Genomic DNA, 23,900 nt, shown 5'->3' with positions numbered 1-23,900 from the left:
TTACTCCTCGCTGGTCTGAGCCTGCCCTTCCACGAGCTCGCGGACAGCTTCGATGAAGGCATCGCCACGGTGAGCATAGGAAGAGAACTGGTCCATGGAAGCAGCCGCCGGGGCCAGCAGCACAGTGTCCCCGGAGGCGGCCAGCTGCGCCGCCGAGGCAACGGCCTGGGCCATCACAGTCTCGCCGAAAATCGGCGAAGGGCCTGCGTCGGCTTTGGCCGTACCGGCAGTCTGCACGTCTTCAGTCTCGCCCTTGCCCTGCCCGATCACGGGGACATCCGGCGCGTGTCGCTTCAGGGCGGCCTGCAGATCGCTGGAGTCCGCGCCGATCAGGACCACGGCCTTGAGCCGGCTGCCCTGTTCCTGGATCAGGGAGTCGTAATTCACGCCCTTGGACAAACCTCCCGCGATCCACACCACATTCTGGAACGCGGACAACGAGGCGGCGGCGGCGTGCGGGTTGGTGGCTTTGGAATCGTTGATCCACAGCACACCCTCATACCGGGCCACCAGCTGGATCCGGTGGTCTCCCGGAAGGTAGTTCAGCAGGCCCTGGCGCACAGCCGATGGCTCCACCCCGTAGGCCCGTACCAGGGCAGCGGCTGCCAGCGCGTTGGCCACCATGTGGCGCGGCGCCACCGGTCCCAGGTCGGCGATCGAGGCGAGTTCGGCCGCGCTGTCCTTGCGTTCGGCAATGAACGCCCGGTCAACCAGCAGCCCCTCCACGACGCCGAGCATGCTGATGGCCGGGGTCAGTGTGGTGAATCCCACGGCCCGGCAGCCTTCAACCACGTCCGCGTCCTCGACCATGCGCTCGGTCTCGATCTGCTCGGCGTTGTAGATGCAGGCCTTCTGCGTGTTGGCGTAGACCTTGGCCTTGTCGGCCAGGTAGGAGGCGTAGGAGCCGTGCCAGTCCACGTGGTCTTCAGCGACGTTGAGGCACACGCTGGCCACCGGCGACACCGAGTGGCTCCAGTGCAGCTGGAAACTGGACAGTTCCACCGCGAAGGCGTCGTAGTCCACGGGATCGCGCAGGGCGTCCAGGATCGGGGTTCCGACGTTGCCTACGGCGATCGCCTTCAGGCCGGCGGCCTGGAGCATGGATTCGGTCAGGCCGACCGTGGTGGTCTTGCCGTTGGTGCCTGTGATGGCCAGCCAGTCGGCGGTCTTACGGCCCTCGCGTTCGCGGAGCCGCCAGGCGAGCTCGACGTCGCCCCACACCGGAATGTGCGCCCGTGCCGCTGCGGCGAGCAGTGCCTGGTCCGGGCGCCAGCCCGGGGACGTGACCACCAGGTCCGGCTTTTGCCCGTCGATCTTCGGAACGGACTCCACCGCTTCCTCGCCCAGCAGGACGTCCGCGGCGCCGACGATCCGGAGTGTGTCGGCCTGGGCCAGCGCCTTGGCGCTGGTGGCGGCGTCCACCACCACCACCCGGGCGCCGAGTTCAATGAGGGTGTCGGCGGCGGCGAAGCCGGAGACTCCGATGCCGGTGACCACGACGCGCAGTCCGGCCCAGTCGGAATCCCAGGTGGTGAGTCCCTGCAGCCGGGGCGAGGTGGTGAGCGGGGCGGGGATGGGACCGGTCACAGCAGCACCACCCATTCGGCGTAGAAGATGCCCAGGCCGGCGGCGACAAACAAACCGGACAGGATCCAGAACCGGACCACCACCGTGACTTCGGCCCAGCCCTTGAGCTCGAAGTGGTGCTGGAGCGGTGCCATCTTGAAGAACCGTTTGCCCTTGGTGATTTTGAAGTAGCCCACCTGGATGATGACCGAGAGCGTGATGAGGACGAAGAGCCCGCCGATGAAGGCCAGCAGCAGTTCGGTGCGGGACAGGATCGCGAAGGCTGCGACGGCGCCGCCGATGGCAAGGGAGCCGGTGTCGCCCATGAAGATCTTCGCGGGCGAGGTGTTCCACCACAGGAACCCGACCATCGCCGCGCTCAGGATGGCGGCCAGCAGGGCCAGGTCCAGGGGGTCGCGGACCGAGTAGCAGCCGCTGCCGGCCTGCCGCGGGGATCCGCAGGCCTGGTTGCTTTGCCAGATGCCCATGAGCGTGTAGGCCCCGAACACCATGACGGAAGCGCCCGCGGCCAGGCCGTCGAGGCCGTCGGTGAGGTTCACGCCGTTGGTCGCGGCCGTGACGATCAGGTTGGACCACAGCACAAACAAGATGGCGCCGAGCACGGTCCCGGCGAACGCGAGGTTGAGCCACGGAATATCGCGCACCAGCGAGATCTGGGTGGACGCCGGGGTCAGGCCCGCCGCATTCGGGAAGTTCAGCGCCAGCACGGCAAAGATGATGCCAACGGCGCCCTGGAGGATCAGCTTGGCCTTGGCGTCCAGGCCCAGGCTGCGCTGCTTGGAGATCTTGATGAAGTCATCCAGGAATCCGACCAGCCCCATGCCCACCATGAGGAAGAGCAGGAGAAGCCCGGAGGCGCTTGGCCCCGGTGAGTGCGGGTTCATCATCCACATGATCAGGTGCGTGAGCCCGTAGCTGACCAGGACCGCCACGACCACCACGGTGCCGCCCATTGTGGGCGTGCCCCGCTTGGTGTGGTGGGAGGTGGGTCCGTCGTCCCGGATGAATTGTCCGTAGCCCTTGCGGACCAGGAACCGGATGAACAGCGGGGTGCCTACAAACGCGAGGAGCAGCGCCATTCCGGCGCCCATCAGCAGTGCAATCACAGCTGTGCACTCCCTTCTGTGGCGGTTGCGGCAGTTCCCTCAGCAGGTCGCTCGGGAGAGTCTTGGGTGGCATGTGGGGGTAATGCTATCCGATCCCCCAAGTGGCGCAGCCCGATGCCGTTCGATGACTTGAACAGGACCAGGTCGCCGGGCTGGAGCTCGGCTTGGAGAAGCTCGTAGGCCTCGTCCGCCGTCTCGGCGAAAACGCATTCGTCGCCCCAGGAGCCTTCGTTGACGGCGGAGACATACAGCGACCGCGCCTCCCGGCCCACCACGACGAGCCGGGAGATGTTCAGCCGCACCACCTGGGTGCCGACTGCCATGTGCTCGCGGATGGAATCCGGGCCCAGTTCCAGCATGGCGCCCAGGACCGCCCAGGTGCGGCGGCCGCGGCCCAGCTCGGCCAGCGTCCGCAGTGCTGCCCGCATGGACTCCGGGTTGGCGTTGTACGCATCGTTGATGACGGTCACGCCGTCGGGACGCTCCGTGCGCTCCATCCGCCAGCGGCTGGCGGCGGTCTGCGCGCTGAGCGAGGCCGCGATCTTCGCCCCGGGGATGCCGGCCGCGTGGGCCGCGGCCGCGGCCGCGAGGAGGTTGGCCATGTGATGGGCGCCGATCAGCTTGGCCGCGACGTGGTGCCGGGTTGGTCCGTGCTGTGCTTTTCCGTCCGTCACGTCGGCGGGCAGGTAGAGCTCAAATTCCGGGTGGCCGTCGGCGTTCAGTTCCACATCCGCGGCCCTGACCACATTGGCCTGGGCCACGTCGGCCTGGATGGTGTTGTCCTGGCCTGTGCCGGCCGCGCGTGAGGTGTAGCCGAGCACGCGGGCCCGGGTCCGGGTGGCCATCGCGGCGACGCGGGAGTCGTCCAGGTTCAGCACGGCGGTGCCCCCGGCCGGGAGCGCCTCCACGAGTTCGCCCTTGGCCACCGCGATGTTCTCGACGCCGCCGAACTCCCCGGCGTGGGCGGAGCCGACGCCGAGGACGACGCCGATCTCCGGCCGGACCATGTCCGCGAGGTATTGGATGTGGCCGATGCCCGTGGCACCCATCTCGATGACGAGGTAGCGGGTGTGGAAGTCGGCTTTGAAGACTGTGAGCGGCACGCCGATCTCGCCGTTGTAGGACCCTTGCGGCGCAACTGTGGCACCTTCGGCGCCGGCGGCCGCGAAGATTCCGGCGAGCAGGTCCTTCGTGGTGGTTTTGCCGGCGGAGCCGGTGATGCCGACCACGGTGAAAGCGGCGCCGGCCGCGGCGCGGCTGGTGCGGATCCGGCGGACGGCTTCGGCGGCCAGCGCGCCCATGGCGAGGACAGTGTCCTCAACGACGACGGCGGGATAGTCCGTTCCGGCGGCGTCGGCCACTTCGCGCTCAACGAGCGCCAATACGGCGCCCCGGTCAAAGGCTGCGCCGACGAAGTCGTGTCCGTCGGCGTTCTCCCCCGGTTTGGCCACATAGAGGGAACCCGCCGTGGCCTCGCGGGAGTCGGTCACCACGGAGGCGGGGGTAATTCCCGGTTCCGCGGCGAGCCGGCCGTCGGTTATGTCGGCGATTTCCGCCGCTGTAAATGCAATCATCTCGGTTTAGGACTCTATCCGGTGGTCTTCGAGAACGGTGAATCCCCGTGCTGTCAAGGCGTTCCGAAGCTCCACCCGGTCATCCAGTGCCAGGTTGATTCCCTTGACTTCCTGCCAGACCTCGTGACCGCGCCCGGCCACGAGGATGGTGTCCCCGGCTCCGGCGAGCTCTACGGCCTTCAGGATGGCGGCGTCGCGCGGGAAGACCTCCAGGACTGTGCAGTCCAGGCCTTCGTCGTCCTTGGCCGCGAGGGCCCCGGCAAGGACGTCCGCGCGGATGGCCGCCGCGTCCTCGTCGTGGGGATCGTCGTCGCTGACAATCACGGTGTCCGCCAGCCGCGCCGCGATGGCACCCATCGCGGGGCGTTTGCCCTGGTCCCGCTGTCCGGTGGCGCCGAAAACGATGATCACTCTGGATCCGGGTTCCGGGGACCGGACGGCTTCGAGGGCACGGGCCAGTGCGTCGGGGTTGTGCGCGAAGTCCACCACGGCGGCCGGGGCCGTGGACACGAGCTGCATCCGGCCCGGCACGGCAACGGTGAAGGGATCCGCGGCGTCGAGGGCGGCCTGCACCGCGGCCGGCTCGTGGCCGCCGGCGAGGACCATCACCGTGGCCAGCGCGGCATTGGCGACGTTGAAGCCGCCCGGCAGGCCCGTGTGGACGCGCAGCTCGGCGCCGTCGCGGTGCCGGAGGACGAAGTCGGAGCCGAGGCCCCGCGGAGCAGTCCGGACCACAGTCCAGTCCGCGGTTCGGTCCGTGGTCCGGTCGGCGTCAGCCGGCCCGGCGCCGTCGGTCCCGGCCGTGGCCAGGGTCGTGACCGGGATTTCGGCGGTGGCCGCAAGCTTGCGGCCCCAGTCATCATCGATGGTCACGACGGCGGCGCGGGCGCGTTCCGGCGAAAACAGCCGGGCTTTGGTCTGGAAGTATTCCTCCATGGTCCCGTGCAGGTCCAGGTGATCCTGGGTGAGGTTCGTGAAGCCGGCGACGTCGAACACCACGGCGTCGACACGGTGGAAGGACACGGCGTGCGAGGAAACCTCCATGGAGGCGGCATCGAGCCCGCGTTCGCGCATGAGCGCCAACAGTGCGTGCACATCCGTGGATTCGGGAGTGGTCAGCAGGCTCGGGATCGGCTCCCCGCCGGCCAGGATCTCAATCGTCCCGATCAGCCCGGTCCGCTTACCCAGCGCCCGCAGCAGGGCATTGATGAAATAGGTGGTGGTGGTCTTGCCGTTAGTGCCTGTCACCCCGAAGAGGGCCGGTGCCCCGGCGCCGTCGGGCCTGCTCTGGTAGATGAGCGCGGACAGCTGGCCGACCACGCTGCGCGGCTCGTGGGCCAGCAGGACCGGAACGGCGATGTCATGGCCCAGGGCCAGCAGGCGCGCCCCGGCGTCGTCTGTCAGGACCGCCACGGCGCCGGCGTCGACGGCCTGGGACACGAAGTCGGCCCCGTGCCGTGTGGCGCCCGGCAGGGCCACGTACAGGTCTCCCGGGCGGACCGACCGGGAGTTCAGGGAGATCCCGGTGACCTGGACGGAGCCGGATGCACCGGGAACGGCGATGCCGATTGCCGCGCCAATGTCTGCCAGCGGCACTGCGGCAACCGCAGTGGGCCGGAAGCCCTGGGTGGAGTCATGGCCGGACGGCGCGGAAGCATCGGGGTCGGTGAGCTCTGACAAGTGGATCTCCGTTGTGGTGCTAGTGGATCGGGCACTGAACTAATCGGGCACTGAAAAAAATCGGGCACTGAATGAATCGGGCACTGGTAGATCGGGACCTGCGCACGCGGAAATGTTCCGGCGCGCAGGCAATGGGTGTGGCGTCGGCTGGTGACTTCCGGGTGCCAGGTGGAACAGGCGCTACTTGGCGTACTGCGGCAGCCGCGCGGGTTCGCCGGTGGAGGGCTGGACGTTGAATGTGCGCAGCGTCTGGCTCATCACCGAACGGAACACCGGTCCGTTGGTGATTCCGAAGATGCTTCCCTTGGGCCGTTGCAGGACCACCTCAACAATAAACCGCGGATCGTCCATGGGCGCCATTCCGATGATGGAGGCTGTATAGCCGCAGAACCCTGATTTGCCGTCGTCGCAGGGCGATTCGGATGTGCCGGTCTTGGCGCCCACCCGGTACCCGTCGATTGCAGCCTCTTTGATCTCGCCCTCGGTTACGGCGCTCTCAAGGATGTCGCGGACCTGTTTGGCGGTTTCCTTGGAGACGACCTGCTGCGGGGCTTTGGCCGGGACTTTTTCCTCGGCACCGTCCGGGTTGATGTAGCTGTCGATCAGCCGGGGCTGGAGCATCACGCCGTCGTTGGCGATGCTCTGGTAGGCCCGGACAGTCTGGAGGGTGGTTTGGGCGACGCCCTGGCCGAAGAGCACTGTGTATTGCTGGCGCCCGTCCCACTGGTCGGCCGGGGTCAGGATGCCCTTGGATTCGGCCGGCAGACCGATGTCGGGGGCATCGCCGATGCCGAACTTCCGCAGCCAGTCATAGCGCTGTTCCTTGCTCAGCCGCTGGCCCACCATGACTGTGCCGGTGTTCATGGAATAGCCGACAATGCCCGCCAGCGTCCGCTGCTCGGTGCCGTGTTCGAACGCGTCACTGAAGGTCTGGCCGTCCACTGTGTAGGTCGGTGGAATGGTGAACCTGTCCAGCGGGCTGGACTTCCCTTCCTGAATCGCAGCTGCGGCCGTGATCATCTTCTCCACCGAGCCGGGCTCGTAGGCGGCGGTGACGGCCCGGACCCCGCGGTCCTCGGCGGCAACCTTGCCGGGGTCGTTCGGATCCGGGGAGTCGGTATCGGCCATGGCCACGATGTTGCCCGTCTTGACGTCCTGGACAACAATCACGCCCCACTCGGCGCTGAGCTTGTCCTTCTGGCTTTGGATCGCCTGTTGGGAGAAGTACTGCAGGTCCGAATTCAGCGTGAGTTTGATGTCCTTGCCGTTCACCGCCGGCGTCAATTGGTCCACGCCGACCGGGATGCGCAGTCCGTCGGCGCCGATTTCAAAGAGCCGCTTGCCCGGTGTGCCTTTGAGTACCTCGTCCTGGGTCTGCTCAAGGCCCGCCTGTCCGGTGCTGCCGTCCTTGAGGAAACCCACAATTCCGCCGGCCACGGAGCCGTTGGGGTAGACCCTCTTGCTGGTGCCTTCGGTGACGATGCCGGGAATCTGCAGCTTGGAGACCTTGTCCTCGACGTCCGGTTTCAGGTCCTTGGCCACGATGTAGTAGCGCTGGGTTCCGGTCAGGGCATCGCGGAGGGTGCCGCGGTCCATGCCGAGCACGGCGGCGAGTTCGGAGATGCCCTGGTCCCGGGTGACCTTGACGAGCTCGTCCTTGCCGTTGATGGTCTCGAACCGGCGGAAGGTTTCGGTCTTGGTGTTGACTGTCTGGTCCACAACGACGTTGTAGCGGATGACGCTGCTGGCCAGGACCGCGCCGGAGGAATCGAGGATGCTGCCGCGCTCCGCGGGCAGCACGGTGGGCGTGAGCCTGTTGTTGAGGGCGGCCTCAGCCAGTCCCCCGATGTCCAGGCCCTGGACCATGAACAGCTTGCCGCCGACCACCAGCAGGAGCGCCAGCATGATGCCAAGCCCCACGCGGAGCCGCCGGGTGGGGTTTGGGGCTTTCGCCTTGCTTGCCCTGCCGGAGTTCTTCGCCACGGTGAGTCCTTGCTGCTTGCCTTGCTGGTGGTCAGTGAACGTTACTGCCCCGGCGTCTTCTGTGCGGGGGCGGGAACCGAGCCGCCGTGGAGTTCCACGGCGGGGGCGGCGGGTCTCGGTGCGGGTGCGGGCTTCACAGCTGCCGGCGCCTTGTCTGTGTCCGCCGGTTTGGTGTCTGCCGGCTTGGTGTCCGCCGCCTTGCGCTGGGCGAGAGGCTCGTTCTCCGTGGCCGGCGGGACAACCGTGAGCTGCCCGGCGACGGCCGGTGCGGCGATGACGGCGCCCGGGGCATCACCCTTGACGGCCGGCTTGGCCTTGCCGGTGACATTGAGGGTGGAGAGGTCGATCTGGCCCTTGGCGACCGAAGCCACCATACCCAGCTCCGTGGCCTTGGCCGCCAGGTTCTGCGGGGCGTCGAAGTTCTGCACCTGCTGGGTGAGGTCCTGGTTCTGCTTGGTCAGCGTGGTCTGTTCACTGCGGAGCTGGACCAGCTGGTACTGGGCTGAGGAGACGGAGATGTTCAGGACCAGCACGGCCATGAGGGCAATCGCCAGGAGCCCGAAGCAGAGCACCACGAACGGTGCGCGGCGCTTGCGCGGCACGGAGCGGACCACCGACAGCGGGGTGCGTGCCTTGCGGGGCTGGTCAAGGCCGGGGCGGAGGCCGGGCAGGGCACGGGCAGTGGCGCCCTGGGCAACGGGGTAGCTGTTGACGGCGGCGGTGCTCATGCGGCTCTCCTGGCTTTGATGCGTTCGACGGCGCGCAGCCGGGCGGAAGCTGCGCGGGGGTTTTCGGCGATTTCAGCGGCGGTGGGTACCTCGGTGCCCTTTGTCAGGGTTTTGAGTTCGGCTTTGTGCTCTTCGAGCTCGACCGGGAAGCCGAGCGGCGCCGACGACTTCGATCCGGCCTGGAAGAAGCCCTTGACGATCTTGTCTTCCAGGGAGTGGTAGGACATGACCACCACACGGCCGCCGAGGGCGATGGCCTCGATCGCTGCCGGGATGGCGCGCTCGAGGACGTCCAGTTCCTCGTTGACCTCGATCCGGAGCGCCTGGAAAGTGCGCTTCGCGGGGTGGCCGCCGGATTTGGCGGCACCGGCGGGCACCACGGCCCGGATCTGGTCGACCAGTTCGCCGGTGGTGGTGAAGGGCTTTTCGGCGCGCGCGGCCACGATCCTGTTCGCGATGCGGCCGGCGAACTTCTCTTCGCCCCACTTCCGGATGATCCGGACGAGTTCTTCTTCGCTGTAGTTATTGACGACATCGGCGGCCGTCTGGCCCCGGCTGGTGTCCATCCGCATGTCCAGGGGCGCATCGAAGGAGTAGGCGAAGCCGCGTTCCCGCTCGTCCAGCTGGAGGGACGATACGCCGAGGTCCATGAGCACTCCGTGGACTTCGGTGAAGCCCAGGTCTTCGAGGACGTCCGGGATTTCGTCGTAGACGGCGTGAACGAGGTCGGTCCGGTTCTCGAAGGGCGCCAGCCTGGACCCCGCCAGTGCCAGGGCTTCCTCGTCGCGGTCGATGCCGATCAGGTGAAGGTCCGGGAAGCGCTGCAGGAGGGCCTCCGAGTGTCCGCCCATGCCGAGCGTGGCGTCGATCACCACGGGGGTCTCGCCGCGGCTCCGTGCGGCCTCGATGCCGGGGGCCAACAAATTGATGCACCGGTCCTTGAGGACCGGTACATGGCGTTCGGACGTCGGCTTCGCCTGGTCGGGATCCGTCATGCCTTCGTCCTTTCGTTGGCCTTGTTTGTTTTGAGCTTTGCTAGTTGCGCTTTGCTAGTTGCTTGGTACTGCTCTTACGCAACGTTCCTTGGTCCAGATCCCCATCCGCGCCTATCCTGCGCCGGCCTGGCTCCGGGGAAGTGAGCCAGGACAACAACCGGATGGGCGGCTGGAGATCTCGATCAAGGAACGTTGTTTGCTGGTGGATCAGTGGGGGTTCAGAGAATCCCCGGGATGGCGTCGTCTGTTTCCGAGAAGGCGGTTTCCTTTTCGGCCAGGTACTCATTCCAGGCTTGGGCGTCCCAGATCTCTGCCCGGGATCCTGCGCCAATGACGGCGAGTTCCCGGCCAAGACCTGCATACTCCCGGAGCGCCGGCGGAATCGTCACGCGCCCCTGCTTGTCAGGTACCTCGTCCGAGGCTCCAGAGAGGAAAACACGGATGTAGTCACGTGCCTGCTTGGAGGAAATTGGAGCCTCCCGCATCTGCTCGTGAACCCGGCCGAATTCCGCCTCACTGAAGACGTAGATGCAACGCTCCTGGCCCCTTGTGAGAACCAGCCCGCTGGCAAGTTCCTCTCGGAACTTCGCGGGGAGGATAATTCGACCTTTTTCATCCAGACGCGGCGAATGTGTGCCGAGAAACACGGCCCACCGCCTGTCTGTTTTAGGAAGTCCAACGTCCCCTGTGCTGCCACTACCCTCTTACGTCCTCCACATTACTCCACATCGCTCCACAGTCAACGACACGCCCGGGATGTTTAGACAATTCTGCGGATGTTTATCCCCCTTCTTCCCAGCATTTGCAGGCAATCGGGACTGGTGGGGGAAAGTGGAGCGATTTTTGCCTGCTTCCCTCCCGCCCCGCACCGATTGACGGGGCGTACCGGCGCGGGAGCGAATAATTCGGTGCGGTTGTCCCTTTTGCGGCGCCATCGAAGCCAAATTCCGGCAACGCTGCAGCAAAGGCGCCGGAAATAACCGCGTTAAATGGCGAAAGACCCGCCGAAGCGGGTCTCGCGCCGCTCCCCGGCGGACCGGTGGCGGGAAGTGGAGGACTTTACGGGGCCGTCACTGAGCGGTTTAGGACTCGCCCCCGTGCCGTTCGTCCCAGCGCTGCTCGAGGTTGCTCATGAACGAACTCCTGGGCTTGCCCTGCTTGCGTCCGCCGGCTGCCCTGGCCTTGCCGACCGCAGAACTGCGCATCGTGGCGAAATAGACGCCGGCGCCCATCACAACAAAGCCGAGGACCCCGACAAAGATGTTCTGCATCGACACCCCGACCAATAACAGCAGCACGCCCGCGAGAGTCGCGAGCACGCCGATGACAAGGTGGCGGGTGGACCATGAGCGTCCGGGGACCGATCCCATTGAGCTTGCAAACTTTGGGTCGTCCTCATGCAGCTGCTTCTCAAGTTGCTCCAGCAACTTCTGTTCGTGTTCCGAGAGCGGCATCACGACCTCCTCAAGTCTGCCAACGTCCGGGCATGACGTGGCCATTGCCCTAATTCCCTAACGCCCGGGATTCCGAAGTGGTTCCCCCGTCACCGCCATTGGTGAAAAGGGGGTCAAATCAGCTCTCCCGCGCCGGTCTTAGCTGGCCAGGTCGCCCTAACGGTCGATCCAGTAGTCCTAAACCTAGGTATTAATAAGGATAGATTGTTGCGGCCTGTTCTGAAAGACAGTCTTAAGGCCCTTTCGCCGCCGGAACCCTTGGGAACGGGCGGCCCGACGGGGTTCCGGCCGGGTTCACTCAAGGGCGCCCCCGGAATCCAGGAGCCGGGCCGGAAGGACGGACTTGTTGCCGAACTTCCGGGTGACAGCATCGAGGGCTTGTTCGGCGGCCCGCCAGTTGTCGTCCCGGCGGTCAAGACTGAGCTGAAGCGGGGCATCGGCGGCCTCTTCCAGCTGCTCGGCGCGGATGCCGACCAGCCGGACCGTCATGGGCCGCTGACCCACAGATTCCAGGAGCTGCACTGCCACCGCGTACAGGAGTTGGGCGCTGTCGATCGGTGTGCTCACGGTGCGGCTGCGGGTAATAGTGGAAAAGTCGGCGTAGCGCAGCTTGAGCGCCACGGTGCGGGCGTGCATGCCGGCACTGCGGAGGCGCTCCGCCGTCCGGTGCGAAAGGCGCAGCAGCTCCCTGTGAAGCAGCGCGTCATCCGCGGTGTCAGTGGCGAACGTCTCCTCGGCACCAATGCTCTTTTCCAGGCGGACCGGCGTCACGGGCCGCGGATCGATGCCCCAGGCGAGCCGGTAGACATGCTCCCCCGATGCGCCCAGCAGCTTGCGCAGCGAGGGCAGCGGCGACGCTGCGACGTCCGCCACCGTCCTGATGCCCCGTCGGGCCAGCACCTCCACGGTCTTGCCGCCGACTCCCCAGAGCGCACTGACGGGAAGGCTGTGCAGGTAGGGGACGGTTTCCTCCGGCCGGATCAGCAGCAGCCCGTCCGGTTTGCAGCGGGTGGACGCGATCTTGGCCACAAACTTGCTGGCGGCGATGCCCACTGATGCCGTAATGCCCAGCTCCCGGAACACACGGGCCCGGATGAGTTCGCCAATCTCCCGTGGCGGCCCGAGCCTCCGGATGGCTCCCCCGACGTCCAGGAACGCCTCATCCACGCTGAGCGGCTCGACGAGGTCGGTGATGGAACCAAAGATTGCCATGATCTGGCCGGACACTTCGTAGTACAGCTTGTGGCGGGGCTCGATGATGACAGCCGAGGGGCACATGCGCGCCGCCACCACCATGGGCATCGCCGATCTGACGCCGAAGGCGCGGGCCTCATAGGACGCGGAGAGCACCACGGAGCGGTCCGCCGGGTAGCCCACAATCACGGGCTTTCCCTTCAGCTCGGGCCGGCTGCGCAACTCCACGGAGACAAAGAAGGCGTCCATGTCCACGTGCATGATGCTGCTGCGCCGCAGTTCCAGCAGTGAGTCCCCGCCCAGGCTGCCGGCAGGCTGGATCTGGGGCTGCGCATTCGAGGGCCCGTTGGGGTGCATATTCCTCTGCGCTCCCTGCTGATTCTCTGCGTCCGGCCCCACGTCTTCAATCCTATGCCCGGGGACTGACTAAACTGGAGGCTGATTCCGCTTCAACCCCAGGAGGAAAGTCCCTGTGAAGGTATTTGGACAGCGCAAACGTGCCGCAGCCGCCATCGCGGCGGCTGGCGCGCTATTGGCCTTGGCCGCATGCACGCCTGCCGGCACCGGGAGCCCGGCGGCGTCGCCGGCGTCGACCCCGGACGCCTCTGCGCAGTCCTCCACCACGGCTCCCCCCAGCCCTTCCGCGGAGCCCGGCACGTCAGCCACGGTCGGCGCCCTCGTACCCGGCTTCCCGCAGAAACTCCTGCCGCTGATGCCAGGAGCCCAGGTCGTCTCCAGCAGCTTCGACAAAACCACGGTGCCGGCAACCGCGGCACTGGTCGGCAGCATCACCGCCCCGGCCGCCGATGTCCTGGCTTTCTACGCCAAGGGGCTGCAGGCGCAGGGATTCAAGCCCGTACCCGGGGAAACCGTCGGTGCCCTGCCTTCCAAGGACTTCCTGCGCGGGGACAACGAAACCGTGAACATCTCCGTCATGCAGACAACAGGGGTGTCCACGTTCACGATCGGTGCGAACGTCGCTGCCGAGTCCGTCAAGTGAGTCTCGCCGAACAGCTGCGGCTCGAGCAGGCGGATTACGTGGCCGCCGTCACCGGCAAGCTCACCGAGTTCCTGACCAGCCGACAGGCCATCATGGCCTCGATCTCCCAGGACATCGATCCGCTCATGGGCTCGATCTCAAACCTGGTCACGGGCGGAAAGCGCCTGCGGGCGCTCATGTGCTACTGGGGGTGGCGCGGSGCCGGCGGAGAAGCCGGCGCCGCCGAGGTGGTCACCGCCGGCTCGGCCCTGGAGCTGTTCCAGGCCGCGGCCCTGATCCACGATGACATCATTGACCGCTCGGACACCCGCCGGGGCGGACCCAGCGTCCACCGCAGGTTCATTGAACTGCACGAGGCCCAGGGCTGGGCGCTGGACAGCGAGCGGTTCGGCCACGCGGCAGCGATCCTGACCGGGGATCTCTGCCTGTCCTTCAGCGAGGAATCGTTCACGGAGATCGGACACCGTGCCGCCTCCGGCAGCCCGGCACGGCTGATCTTCAACCTCATGCGTGCAGAAGTCATGGCCGGGCAGTACCTCGACATCCTGGAAGAGGTCGCCGGGCCCCGGCGGGACCGCGCCGGGGCCGTCAGCCGGGCCCAGTCCATCATCCGGTTCAAGTCGGCCAAATACTCCACCGAACACCCGCTCGCCCTCGGCGGCGCCCTGGCCGGCGCCGGCGACGAGCTGCTGCGCGGCTATTCCGCGTTCGCGCTGCCGCTCGGTGAGGCGTTCCAACTGCGGGACGATGTCCTTGGCGTCTTCGGTGACCCCGTCACCACCGGCAAACCTGCCGGGGACGATCTCCGTGAGGGCAAGCGCACGGTCCTGGTGGCCTTCGCCCTGGACCAGGCCTCCGCGGCCGAATCAGAGTTCATCGACGCCAAGCTGGGCAGCCCCGATCTCGGCGATGCGGACATCGAGGAGATCCGGCGGATCATCGTGGACTGCGGCGCACTCCAGGCCACGGAAGTGCTCATCGAGGAGTTCGGCAAGGCCGCCTTCGCCGCCCTGGACCTGCTGCCGCTTCAGGAGCTGCCCAAAACCGCGCTCCGCAGGCTGGCAGAAGCCACGGTGAGCCGCGCCGCTTAACCCGGCCCTCACGGCAGCAATGCCTTTTTAAACGGTGCCTGGAAACGCGGCGGGCCGTGCACGGCGCTTGCGCTGTGCACGGCCCGTCATGGCACGTCCGGGGGATGCTGCCGGCGCAGTTGCTGCCGGTCTGCTTTTACCAGGCCAGTGATTGCGCCCTGCGGCGAATTTCGGTCTTGCGCCCTTCCCGCAGGGCGTCAATGGGCCGGCCGCGGAGGGAATCGTCCGGCGTAAAGAGCCAGTTGATCAGTTCCTCATCCGAGTATCCGGCGTCTGAGAGAACAACAATGGTGCCTTTCAGGCTCTCCACCGCATGCCCGTCCTGGATGAAAGCCGCAGGCACGGACCGGATGCGCCGGTCGCCGATTCTCACGGCCGCCAGCGCACGCTCGTCCAGCAATGCATGGACCTTGGTGATAGATACGTTCAGAAGCTGTGCGACATCGGGCAGGGGCAGCCATTCGCCCACGAGGCTTTCTACATTACTCACGCATAAAGATTGCCACGGCCGGTGCCCCGCCGCCTAGTCGGCATCCGCAGAATTCACGCTGCGGCCATGGCCGGTCCCGCCGCGCCGGAATGCCGCCCGGCTTCACCGGGGGACTCCCCTGGAACGACTTTCGGGCGACACTCCACCGGAAACGGGTTTGCGGAATGTCAAACGGTTCTTGTGCTAATTGCCAATTCATGAGAGATTCACATAGATCACATTTATAACAGAAATAACTTTTGTCACACTGGTAACACCAGTTCTACCGGCCTGACCGCAGCGTTGCCGCTGAGAAGAGGATCTTTCCAATGACAACCTCACGTTCGCCACAGCTCCGTCCGGGGCGCAGCCTGCCGCTCATCGCGGCGACGACGGCGGCGCTTCCCGCCGTCGTGCTTTCCTCCCTGGCGATCGCCCAGCCTGCCGCAGCCGAATCGCGGGTGCGCTCGGTCCCGGCAACGCTCGCGGCCGCCATGCGTGCCCAGGCGAAGGCTGACGCGGCGACATCCCTGAAGGCGGCAGTGATCCCGGCCGCCTCCGTCCCGGTGACGCTGCCGAGCGCCTTGCGGCCCGCGCAGACGGCCGCTCCGGCCGTCTACACGATCGCCCGCGGCGACACCATCAGTGCCATTGCCGGCCGCTACGGCCTGGACACGTTTGCCGTGCTCAAGCTGAACAACCTGCAGGCGAACACCATCATCTACCCGGGGCAGAAGATCAAGCTCACGGGCTCGACGCCGGCGCCGGCAGCGCCCAAACCGTCCGCACCGGCGAAATCGGCGCCGACAACGCCCGCCTCGGGCGGCGGCAGCGTGTACGTCGTCAAGTCCGGCGACACCCTGAGCGCCATCGCCACCCGCCACGGCGTTGGCCTTTCCGAGATCTTCAAGTGGAACGGGCTCGGCATGAGCTCCGTGATCTATCCCGGCCAGAAGGTCAAGGTCGGCGGCGGTTCCAGCACGCCGGCCCCCTCCGCACCCGTGACGGCCGCCGCACCCAAGCCGTCGGCGCCCGCGCCCGCCAGTTCCGGCTCCTACACCATCAAGGCCGGCGACACCCTCTCCGGCATCGCGGCCCGCAACGGTGTCAGGCTCTCGGACGTCCTGTCGGCCAACCGGCTGACAATGTCGAGCATCATCTACCCCGGCCAGAAGCTCGTCATCCCCGGCGCGTCGACCATCGCACCGGCATCGAGCACGCCTGCCACCACCACGCCCCTCGTGCCCAGCACGTTCCTCGGGTTCAGCTACCCGGCCGCGGTGGTCAGCTCGGCCAACCAGAACAAGGCGCTGCTCAATGCCTCTCCGGTGCCCACCCGCCAGCAGATGAAGTCGATCGTGGCGGACACGGCCCGGCGCATGGGCGTGGACGCCAGCCTTGCACTGGCTTTTGCCTTCCAGGAATCCGGCTTCGACCAGCGTGCGGTGTCACCGGCCAATGCGATCGGCACCATGCAGGTCATCCCATCCTCCGGCGAATGGGCCTCCGATCTGGTGGGCCGCCAGCTGAACCTGCTCGATCCCTACGACAACGCCACGGCAGGCATCGCGATCATCCGCCAGTTGGTCCGCACGAGCCCGGATGTGGACACCGCAATCGCCGGCTACTACCAGGGCCAGTACTCGGTGAGCCAGAACGGCATGTTCGAGGACACCAAGGGCTACGTCGCCGCCATCAAGGCCAACCGGCAGCTGTTCGGCTAAACCCGGCCGCTCGGCCAACTACAGACTCCAGCACAGGCTCCCTTTCGGCGGAGCGTGACGCTACGGGCCCGGATCGCATGTTGATTCGGGCCCGTTTCTGTCCAGCGACTACGATTGTAAGGTGCAGGAATACGTGTCGGATGCTCTCGTAGGGAACCTGGTGGACAACCGCTACCAGGTTCAATCCAGGCTTGCCCGCGGCGGGATGTCCACCGTGTACCTCGCCACGGACCAGCGCCTTGAGCGTGATGTCGCGCTGAAGGTGCTCCATCCCCACCTGGCCGACGACCCGCAGTTCCTCGATCGGCTGGGCCGCGAAGCCAAGGCTGCCGCCCGGCTCTCCCACCCACACGTCGTGGGCGTCCTGGACCAGGGCGAGGACGGCCGGCTCGCCTATCTGGTCATGGAATTCATCAAGGGCCACACGCTGCGGGATGTCCTCAATGACAAGGGCGCCCTGTCGCCGCGGCTGGCCCTGGCGCTGATCGATCCGGTCGTCGAAGGCCTCGGCGCCGCGCACGCCGCCGGAATGATCCACCGGGACATCAAGCCCGAAAACGTCCTGATCGCCGACGACGGGCGGATCAAGCTCGGCGACTTCGGCCTGGCACGCGCTATCTCGACGTCCACCAGCACGGGCGCCCTGATCGGGACCGTCGCCTACATCTCCCCCGAACTTGTCCTGGGCAAACAGGCAGATGCCCGCAGCGACATCTATTCCGTCGGGATCATGCTCTACGAAATGATCACGGGCCGGCAGCCGTTCGAAGGCGACGTGCCCATCCAGGTCGCCTACCAGCACGTCAATTCCACCGTCGCAGCGCCCTCGCTGGAGGTGCCCGGGCTGGCCGCGGAGATCGACGAACTCGTCCAGTGGTGCACGGACCGGGACCCGGACAAGCGCCCCGTCGACGGCAGCGCCCTGTTGTCCGAGCTCCGGCACATCAGGACCAACCTCAGCGACGCCGAACTCGACCTCCAGCCGCCGGCGGCTCGCAGCACCCTGCCGGCCGTGGCAGCACCGCCAACCCGGCCGCCAGGCGGTACCGGTCCGGCGTCGGACGCGCAGGAAACGGCCCACGTGCTTCCGCCCACCGGAATGCCCACGGAATTGCAGACTGAGGTATACGGCAGCCTCGCCCGGCCCACCGAGATGATTTCCCGCACCAGCGGCAACCCGACCACCGTGATGTCCGGTGCCCCGCGACGTCCGGCCTACGGACCGTTGTCCACCCCGGACGAGGCGGCCTACGACGGCGCCGGGTATGACGGCCCGGCGGAGGGCGCGGTTGCCCCCAGCAAACGCGCCCAGCGCAAACTGGACCGGGACGAGGAGAAGGCGCGCCAGCGAGCCGCCGCCACGCCCACCAGGACCCTGCACGAGGGCAACCCCCGGCGCCGCGGCTTGCTGTGGATCGTCCTGCTCGTCGTCGCGGCGCTGCTCGCCGCCGTCGCCGGCTGGTTCTTCGGCATGGGTCCGGGGTCGCCGGGAACGATTCCCCCGGTGGCGAACAAGACAGTTGCCGAGGCCCAGGACCTGCTCCGCACCGCCGGCTTCCAATCCACCGTGAAGGATGTCTTCGACGACGACGTCTCGCCCGGGCTCGTGGTCGGCTCGGAGCCGACCGCCGGGGAGGTCATCCGCAAGTTCCAGCCCGTGTCGCTGGCCGTGTCCAAGGGCCCGGAGCTGTTCCCGCTGCCGGAACTGGCCGGCAAGAGCCTGGACGAGGCCAAGACCACGCTCAACGGCGCCCAGATGGCTTTGGGCCCGATTACCGAGACCTTCGACGAGAAGGCGCCTGCCGGAACCGTCCTTGCCCAGGCTCCGCGCAGCGGCAACCCGGTCAGGCACGGGACGCCCGTGGGCCTGACTGTCTCGAAGGGCCCGCAGCCCATCCCGGTCCCGGATGTCCGCGGGCAGGCGCAGGACGCCGCTGTTAAGGCCCTGGAAGCCGCCGGCCTGAAGGCCGTGGTGGCCCCGGAAGCAGTCAACGACAGGAATGTCCCCGAGGGCGCGGTGCTGGCGCAGGACCCGGCCTCCGGCAACCTGACCAAGGGCGGCACCGTCACCTTGACCATCTCGAAGGGCCCGAAGCTCGTCGAGGTCCCCAGCTTCATCGGCAAGCAGGCCTCGGAGGCCCAGGAAGCCCTTGAGAAACTCGGCTTCAAAGTCCAGGTCGATAACATCCTCGGCGGTTTCTTCGGCACGGTCCGGGACCAGAATCCGGTGGACACGAAGGCCCCGGAAGGCTCGACCGTCACGCTCACCGTCGTCTGACCGGCACCCCGCTCCGGCCTCTGCCATTACACAAGAAAGCTCCGCCCGGCTGCTGTAGCCGGGCGGAGCTTTTTCTCAGAATGCGTTCTGTGGGAAACGTTCTGCCGGAATGCGTTCTGCCAGACGCATTCTGCCGATCAGTGCGTCAGCGCTTGGAGAGCGCTCCGGCCACCAGGAACGCCATCTCGAGCGACTGCATGTGGTTCAGGCGCGGATCGCAGACCGACTCGTAGCGGTCCAGGAAGGCTTCCTGGTCGATCGGGTCGGCTCCGCCGAGGCACTCGGCGACGTCGTCCCCCGTCATCTCCACGTGCAGGCCGCCGGGAACGGTGCCGAGCGCGTGGTGGACTTCGAAGAATCCGCGCACTTCGTCAATGACGTCGTCGAAATTGCGGGTCTTGTAGCCGTTGGGCGAGGTGACCGTGTTCCCGTGCATGGGGTCGGTGACCCAAAGGACCTGGGCCCCGGAGGCGGTGACGCGCTCGACGATCGCCGGCAGCTTCTCGCGGATGTTGCCCGCACCCATGCGGGTGATGAAGGTGAGCCGGCCGGGCTCCCGGTTCGGATCCAGCTTGTCGATCAGGCGCAGGGCGTCGTCGCCGCTGGTCGACGGGCCGAGCTTGACGCCGATCGGGTTGCGGACGCGGGAGAGGAAGTCAACGTGTGCGTGGTCCAGCTCGCGGGTCCGCTCCCCGATCCAGAGGAAGTGCGCGGAGGTGTCGTAGGGCAGCCCCGTGCGCGAGTCGATGCGGGTCAGGGCGCGCTCGTAGTCCAGCAGCAGGGCCTCGTGGCTCGCGTAGAATTCCACCCGCTTCAGGGCCTCGAAGTCGGCACCGCAGGAGGCCATGAACTTGATGGCGCGGTCGATGTCCCGGGCCAGGGACTCGTAGCGGGCGTGGGCCGGGTTCTCGGTGAAGCCCTTGTTCCACTGGTGCACCAGGCGCAGGTCCGCGAAACCGCCCTGGGTGAAGGCGCGGATCAGGTTCAGCGTCGAAGCGGAGGTGTGGTAGGCCTTGAGCATCCGGCCGGCGTCGTGGGCGCGGGACTCGGGCGTGAAATCGTAGCCGTTGACGATGTCGCCCCGGTAGGCCGGCAGGGTGACGCCCTCGCGCGTTTCATCGTTGGAGGAGCGGGGCTTGGCGAACTGGCCAGCCATGCGGCCCATCTTGATGACGGGCATGGCCGCGCCGTAGGTCAGGACAACGGCCATCTGCAGGATGGTCCGGACGCGGGCGCTGATCTTGTCCGCCGTCGCGGCTTCGAAGGTCTCGGCGCAGTCGCCGCCCTGGAGCAGGAACGCCTTGCCCTGCGCGGCGGCGGCGAGCCGTTCGCGAAGAATGTCCACTTCGCCGGCGAACACGAGGGGCGGGAGGACGGAAAGTTCCTTGACAGACGCCTCGAACACAGCCGGGTCCGACCAGGTGGGCTGCTGCGAGGCCGGGAGCTCCCGCCAGTTGTCCAGTCCGGGATAGTTGGCGGCTCCGCTCTGGGCGGTGCTGGTCAGCGGGGAAACTGGTTTCTCAGATAGCTCGGTCACTATCTAAGGATAGTTGCCCCATCAAGGTTCGGGGGCCCTGCCTGTCATTGACAGCCCGGCTGCCGTCATATGGCACCCGCGGCCCGCTCATGAGGGGCCGGGAACCTCCGGCCCCGCATCCCCGGCAGCGGCTTCATTCGGGGTTTCCGGTGGGGCCGTGTTTGGGGCTTCGTTCGGGGTATTGCCGGCGGCCGCATCCTGCACCGCGTCAGGGCCCGCAGGGGTTTTGTCCGGGGCCGCGTCCTGCGCTTTGCCCGCCAGGCGGAGCTTCACGACGGCGGCGTACTCATCCACGTATTCCTGGCCGGAGAGGCGCATGAGTTCGTACATGATCTCGTCAGTCACTGAACGCTGGATCAGCCGGTCATCCTCCATCCCGTAGTAGCGGCTGAAGTCGAGCGGTTCGCCAAAGATCATGCCGATGCGGCGGATGTTGGGCACGCGCTTGCCGATCGGCTGGACCTTGTCCGTTCCGATCATTGCCACCGGGATGACCGGGACGCGGGCCTGCAGCGCAAGGCGCGCAACCCCCACCTTGCCGCGGTAGAGGCGCCCGTCGGGGCTGCGGGTCCCCTCGGGGTAGATGCCCAGCAGGGAACCCTTCTTGAGCACGTCCATCCCGGCGTTCAGCGACTGCGCGGACGCGGCGCCCCCGGACCGGTCCATGGGGAGCTGGTTGGTGAGCCGGAAGAACGCTGCGGTCAGCCTGCCCTTGATCCCGGTGCCGGTGAAGTATTCGGATTTCGCCAGGAACGCGACCGGCCGCGGCACCATGACCGGCATGAAGATGGAATCCGAGAAGGAGAGGTGGTTCGAGGCAAGGATCGCGGCGCCCTCGGCAGGGACGTTGTCAAGGCCCTTGACCCAGGGCCGGAACAGCAGCCTGAGCACCGGCCCCAGGACAAACGTCTTCATGAACCAATAAAACACTCGGTGACCTCTCCGGAAGGCGTCTGGCCTGCGGCCCGAACCGGGTCCGGCCAGGCTTCAATGGACACCTTACTCTAGTGAGTTTTGGCGCTAGGGGTGACACGATGGGCTCATGACTGAAAGCAGCACTCCCCCTGCGCCCGCCGCTTTCAGCTACCCGGGCCACGGCCCCAACGCCCGGACCGGTGTGGCCATCTGCCACGGCTTCACAGGCAGCCCGCTCAGCGTCCTGCCGTGGGCCCGCCACCTCGCCGCCCAGGGCTTCGCCGTCTCGGTACCGCTACTGCCCGGGCACGGCACCCACTGGCGGGATCTCGCCCGGCAGGGCTGGCAGGACTGGTACAGGAGCTTTGAAACGGCCTACCTGGACCTGGCCGCCCGGACTGATGACTGCTATGTCGCGGGACTGTCCATGGGCGGCACGATCGCCCTGCGTACCGCGGCCCGCCACAGCGTGGCCGGCGTGGCCGCCGTCAACCCCGGCCTGAGCTTCTATGACCGCAGGGTCCGGATCGTGGGACTGCTCAAGTACTTCCAGCACACCACCACGCCCGTCCAGGAGGAGAATTCCACGGCGGCCACCACCGACGACGGTGACTACTCCCTGACGCCGCTGGCCGCCGTCCACCAGTTGCGCCGGCTGTTCGCCGCGACCCTCCGGGACCTGCCGTCCGTCTCCGCCCCGGCCCTGGTGTTCAAGTCGGACACCGACGCGGTGGTCCCGCCGTCGTCCCTGGCGCTGCTGCGCAGGCGGCTCGGGTCCCGGGAGCTAACGGTGGTTCCCCTCCCGAAGAGCGGGCACGTTGCCACCCTGGACGCCGATGCGCCGCTACTCTTTGAAGAATCAGTGCGTTTCTTCCTGCAGCACGCCCACGCCATTTCGCCGCCCCGCGCCCCCTCGGAGTCCCCATGAGCATCCTCCCGGACCATTCGCCGTTCAGCAGCCCGTTCACCGGAACCATCCCCCGGACCGGGGTCGTGGTCTCGCACGGCTTCACCGGCAGCCCGCACGGTGTGCGGGACTGGGCGTTGTCCCTGGCCGGTGCCGGGTTCGCCGTCCGGCTGCCCCTGCTGCCGGGGCACGGAACGAGCTGGCAGGAGCTGGCCAAGACCCGGTGGCAGGACTGGCATGCTGCCTTGGACGCGGCCTACCTGGAGCTTGCGGAAGAATGCGACGTCGTGGTCGTGGCGGGGCTGTCCATGGGCGGCGCCCTCGCGTTGCGGATCGCGGCCACCCGCCCCGTAGCGGGGGTGGTGGTGGTCAACCCCGGCCTGGTCATCGATGATCCCCGCGCCCCGCTGGCGGGCGTCTTGAAGTTTGTCCTCAAGAGCACCCCGGCGATCGCCAATGACATCCTCAAACCGGGCATGGATGAGTGCGCCTACCCGCGCACCCCGGTGGCCGCCGCGCACGAGCTCAACAAGATGTTCAAGGACACCGTGCGGCTGCTGCCCCGCGTCACGGCTCCGGTCCGGGTCTACCGTTCCACAGTGGACCACGTGGTGTCCGAATCCAGCATGGAGGCCCTGCGCCGCGGGTTGACCAACGCCCCGCTTGAGGTGGTCCGGCTGGAAAACAGCTACCACGTCGCTACCATGGACAACGACGCGCCCGAGATCTTCCGTGGCACGGCCGAATTTGTCCGGTCCGTTGCAGCCGCAGCCGGTCCGGGCGCCGCCCGCGCCAGCCGGAAGGACACGGCCAATGACTAAACCGGACCCCGACGTCCCTGACCCCGAGACCCCTGACCCCGACGACGCCCGGTCGCCTGGCGCTGACGCATCCGGCCTCCAGCGTCCGGGCACCACCCCGCCCCCTGAGGCGCAGGACCCGGCCGCCGCGGACGAACCGCTTGCCGATGACGACGCCGTGTGGCTGGATCTCGTCGCCAGGCTGGAAGGGGTCGGGGCAGGCGGGAACGAGGCAGTTGGGGGAACTGACGGCCCGGCCGGCGAAACCAACAGCGCCGGCGGCACCGGCACTGGCTCCGGCGCTGGCTCCGGTGCTGGCACCGGCGCGAACAGGTTGTTCAGCGATTTCGACCCGCTGGGCCTCGCCGGCGTCGCGCCGATCGAACTTTCCGCCAGGGAGCGGCTCGCCTCCGCCCCGGGGAACCCGGCCCCGGGCAGCAGTGAGGCACCGGACACCGCATCCGGCCCCCGGGACTACGAGGCCGACGACGACGATGGCGTGTTCGTCCCGGAGGAGCCGCCCAGCCTGGCCGGTGCAGATCCGATGACCGTCCTTGCCTGGATTGGAGCGGTGGGCGGCCCGATTGCGCTCGTGTTCTCGGCGATGTTCTGGCGGTCAGCCCCGACGCTGGCGATCGTGGGCATGGTGGCCGCGTTCGCGGCCTCCGTGGTGTTCCTGATCATGAAGCTGCCGGGCGAGAAGGACGAGCACGACGACGGGGCGCGCATCTAGTTGTACTGCCCAGGGACGTTGGTTCGGTGAATGTAATGACTCGCTGGAGTCGTTGACCTAAAGGTGAGGACCTCCGGTTGCACAGTGGAGTTGCTTAGACAACCGCTGCAGCGACCAGGAGGTCCTCAATGTCTCACGCTAATGC

General features: G+C 67.2%; 20 protein-coding genes. 7 read left to right on the top strand and 13 right to left on the bottom strand.

What is annotated here, in order from left to right; all coding sequences use genetic code 11:
- The 10 genes from murD to dinB all read right to left on the bottom strand — a co-directional run bounded on the left by murD (nucleotide 1) and on the right by dinB (nucleotide 12,658).
- Nucleotides 1-1,602 carry a UDP-N-acetylmuramoyl-L-alanine--D-glutamate ligase gene (gene murD, locus AC1DGD_RS18060; protein WP_476857729.1) on the bottom strand — a complete coding sequence of 534 codons (1,602 nt, stop codon included), beginning with the start codon at nucleotides 1,600-1,602 and terminating at the stop codon, nucleotides 1-3.
- Nucleotides 1,584-2,693, bottom strand: a complete 1,110-nt coding sequence (gene mraY / locus AC1DGD_RS18055) for a phospho-N-acetylmuramoyl-pentapeptide-transferase (protein WP_028275881.1) — start codon at nucleotides 2,691-2,693, stop codon at nucleotides 1,584-1,586. Before mraY ends, murD begins: the two co-directional genes overlap by 19 nt.
- Nucleotides 2,690-4,267 carry a UDP-N-acetylmuramoyl-tripeptide--D-alanyl-D-alanine ligase gene (locus tag AC1DGD_RS18050; RefSeq protein WP_476857728.1) on the bottom strand — a complete coding sequence of 526 codons (1,578 nt, stop codon included), beginning with the start codon at nucleotides 4,265-4,267 and terminating at the stop codon, nucleotides 2,690-2,692. The genes mraY and AC1DGD_RS18050 overlap by 4 nt, the downstream gene beginning before the upstream one ends.
- A 6-nt stretch (nucleotides 4,268-4,273) precedes the next feature.
- On the bottom strand, nucleotides 4,274-5,947 hold the full coding sequence (locus tag AC1DGD_RS18045) for a UDP-N-acetylmuramoyl-L-alanyl-D-glutamate--2,6-diaminopimelate ligase (RefSeq protein WP_476857727.1): 1,674 nt from the start codon (nucleotides 5,945-5,947) through the stop codon (nucleotides 4,274-4,276).
- A 180-nt stretch (nucleotides 5,948-6,127) separates the two neighbouring features.
- Nucleotides 6,128-7,930, bottom strand: a complete 1,803-nt coding sequence (locus AC1DGD_RS18040) for a peptidoglycan D,D-transpeptidase FtsI family protein (RefSeq protein WP_476850415.1) — start codon at nucleotides 7,928-7,930, stop codon at nucleotides 6,128-6,130.
- Nucleotides 7,931-7,971: 41 nt separating this feature from the next.
- Entirely contained in the window at nucleotides 7,972-8,658 is a 687-nt protein-coding gene (ftsL, locus tag AC1DGD_RS18035; protein WP_476857726.1) for a cell division protein FtsL, read from the bottom strand.
- Complete coding sequence (gene rsmH / locus AC1DGD_RS18030; protein ID WP_476857725.1) at nucleotides 8,655-9,653, bottom strand: 16S rRNA (cytosine(1402)-N(4))-methyltransferase RsmH; 999 nt, start codon at nucleotides 9,651-9,653, stop codon at nucleotides 8,655-8,657. The genes ftsL and rsmH overlap by 4 nt, the downstream gene beginning before the upstream one ends.
- A gap of 218 nt (nucleotides 9,654-9,871) precedes the next feature.
- Nucleotides 9,872-10,300, bottom strand: coding sequence for a division/cell wall cluster transcriptional repressor MraZ (mraZ, locus tag AC1DGD_RS18025; protein WP_028275887.1), 429 nt, complete (start codon nucleotides 10,298-10,300; stop codon nucleotides 9,872-9,874).
- A gap of 435 nt (nucleotides 10,301-10,735) precedes the next feature.
- A complete protein-coding gene (locus AC1DGD_RS18020; RefSeq protein WP_028275888.1) occupies nucleotides 10,736-11,107 on the bottom strand; it encodes a DUF3040 domain-containing protein in 372 nt (123 codons plus the stop codon).
- A gap of 294 nt (nucleotides 11,108-11,401) precedes the next feature.
- Nucleotides 11,402-12,658, bottom strand: a complete 1,257-nt coding sequence (gene dinB / locus AC1DGD_RS18015; RefSeq protein ID WP_476857724.1) for a DNA polymerase IV — start codon at nucleotides 12,656-12,658, stop codon at nucleotides 11,402-11,404.
- 115 nt (nucleotides 12,659-12,773) lie between these two features.
- Between dinB and AC1DGD_RS18010 the strand changes: the two genes are divergently transcribed.
- Together AC1DGD_RS18010 and AC1DGD_RS18005 are read left to right on the top strand one after the other, a co-directional pair.
- Entirely contained in the window at nucleotides 12,774-13,301 is a 528-nt protein-coding gene (locus tag AC1DGD_RS18010; RefSeq protein ID WP_028275890.1) for a RodZ family helix-turn-helix domain-containing protein, read from the top strand.
- The gene (locus AC1DGD_RS18005) at nucleotides 13,298-14,392 is read left to right on the top strand and encodes a polyprenyl synthetase family protein (RefSeq protein WP_476857723.1); all 1,095 of its coding nucleotides are present in this window, start codon (nucleotides 13,298-13,300) and stop codon (nucleotides 14,390-14,392) included. The genes AC1DGD_RS18010 and AC1DGD_RS18005 overlap by 4 nt, the downstream gene beginning before the upstream one ends.
- A 136-nt stretch (nucleotides 14,393-14,528) precedes the next feature.
- Here AC1DGD_RS18005 and AC1DGD_RS18000 read toward each other — a convergent pair whose 3' ends face one another.
- Complete coding sequence (locus AC1DGD_RS18000; RefSeq protein WP_026266238.1) at nucleotides 14,529-14,882, bottom strand: Rv2175c family DNA-binding protein; 354 nt, start codon at nucleotides 14,880-14,882, stop codon at nucleotides 14,529-14,531.
- 308 nt (nucleotides 14,883-15,190) lie between these two features.
- Here AC1DGD_RS18000 and AC1DGD_RS17995 point away from each other — a divergent pair, with 308 nt between their 5' ends.
- Together AC1DGD_RS17995 and AC1DGD_RS17990 are read left to right on the top strand one after the other, a co-directional pair.
- Entirely contained in the window at nucleotides 15,191-16,585 is a 1,395-nt protein-coding gene (locus AC1DGD_RS17995) for a LysM peptidoglycan-binding domain-containing protein (protein WP_476857722.1), read from the top strand.
- A gap of 121 nt (nucleotides 16,586-16,706) precedes the next feature.
- Nucleotides 16,707-18,863, top strand: coding sequence for a Stk1 family PASTA domain-containing Ser/Thr kinase (locus AC1DGD_RS17990; RefSeq protein WP_476857721.1), 2,157 nt, complete (start codon nucleotides 16,707-16,709; stop codon nucleotides 18,861-18,863).
- A gap of 145 nt (nucleotides 18,864-19,008) precedes the next feature.
- On the opposite strand, the gene AC1DGD_RS17985 is transcribed toward AC1DGD_RS17990, so the two are convergent.
- Both AC1DGD_RS17985 and AC1DGD_RS17980 read right to left on the bottom strand, forming a co-directional pair.
- A complete protein-coding gene (locus tag AC1DGD_RS17985) occupies nucleotides 19,009-20,403 on the bottom strand; it encodes a class II 3-deoxy-7-phosphoheptulonate synthase (protein ID WP_243179595.1) in 1,395 nt (464 codons plus the stop codon).
- A gap of 84 nt (nucleotides 20,404-20,487) precedes the next feature.
- Nucleotides 20,488-21,330 carry a lysophospholipid acyltransferase family protein gene (locus AC1DGD_RS17980; RefSeq protein WP_223916608.1) on the bottom strand — a complete coding sequence of 281 codons (843 nt, stop codon included), beginning with the start codon at nucleotides 21,328-21,330 and terminating at the stop codon, nucleotides 20,488-20,490.
- A gap of 112 nt (nucleotides 21,331-21,442) precedes the next feature.
- On the opposite strand from AC1DGD_RS17980, the gene AC1DGD_RS17975 reads away from it, so the two are divergent.
- From AC1DGD_RS17975 to AC1DGD_RS17965, 3 genes are read left to right on the top strand one after another with little or no spacing between them, the layout of a single operon-like run.
- Complete coding sequence (locus tag AC1DGD_RS17975; protein WP_476857720.1) at nucleotides 21,443-22,243, top strand: alpha/beta hydrolase; 801 nt, start codon at nucleotides 21,443-21,445, stop codon at nucleotides 22,241-22,243.
- A complete protein-coding gene (locus AC1DGD_RS17970) occupies nucleotides 22,240-23,043 on the top strand; it encodes an alpha/beta hydrolase (protein ID WP_476857719.1) in 804 nt (267 codons plus the stop codon). Before AC1DGD_RS17975 ends, AC1DGD_RS17970 begins: the two co-directional genes overlap by 4 nt.
- On the top strand, nucleotides 23,036-23,755 hold the full coding sequence (locus AC1DGD_RS17965) for a hypothetical protein (RefSeq protein WP_476857718.1): 720 nt from the start codon (nucleotides 23,036-23,038) through the stop codon (nucleotides 23,753-23,755). The genes AC1DGD_RS17970 and AC1DGD_RS17965 overlap by 8 nt, the downstream gene beginning before the upstream one ends.
- Nucleotides 23,756-23,900 lie beyond the last annotated feature (145 nt).

This window comes from Arthrobacter sp. 05T45, assembly GCF_056395875.1.
Note: the sequence above shows the minus strand (reverse complement) of the source record. Positions and strands in the feature narration are given on the sequence as shown.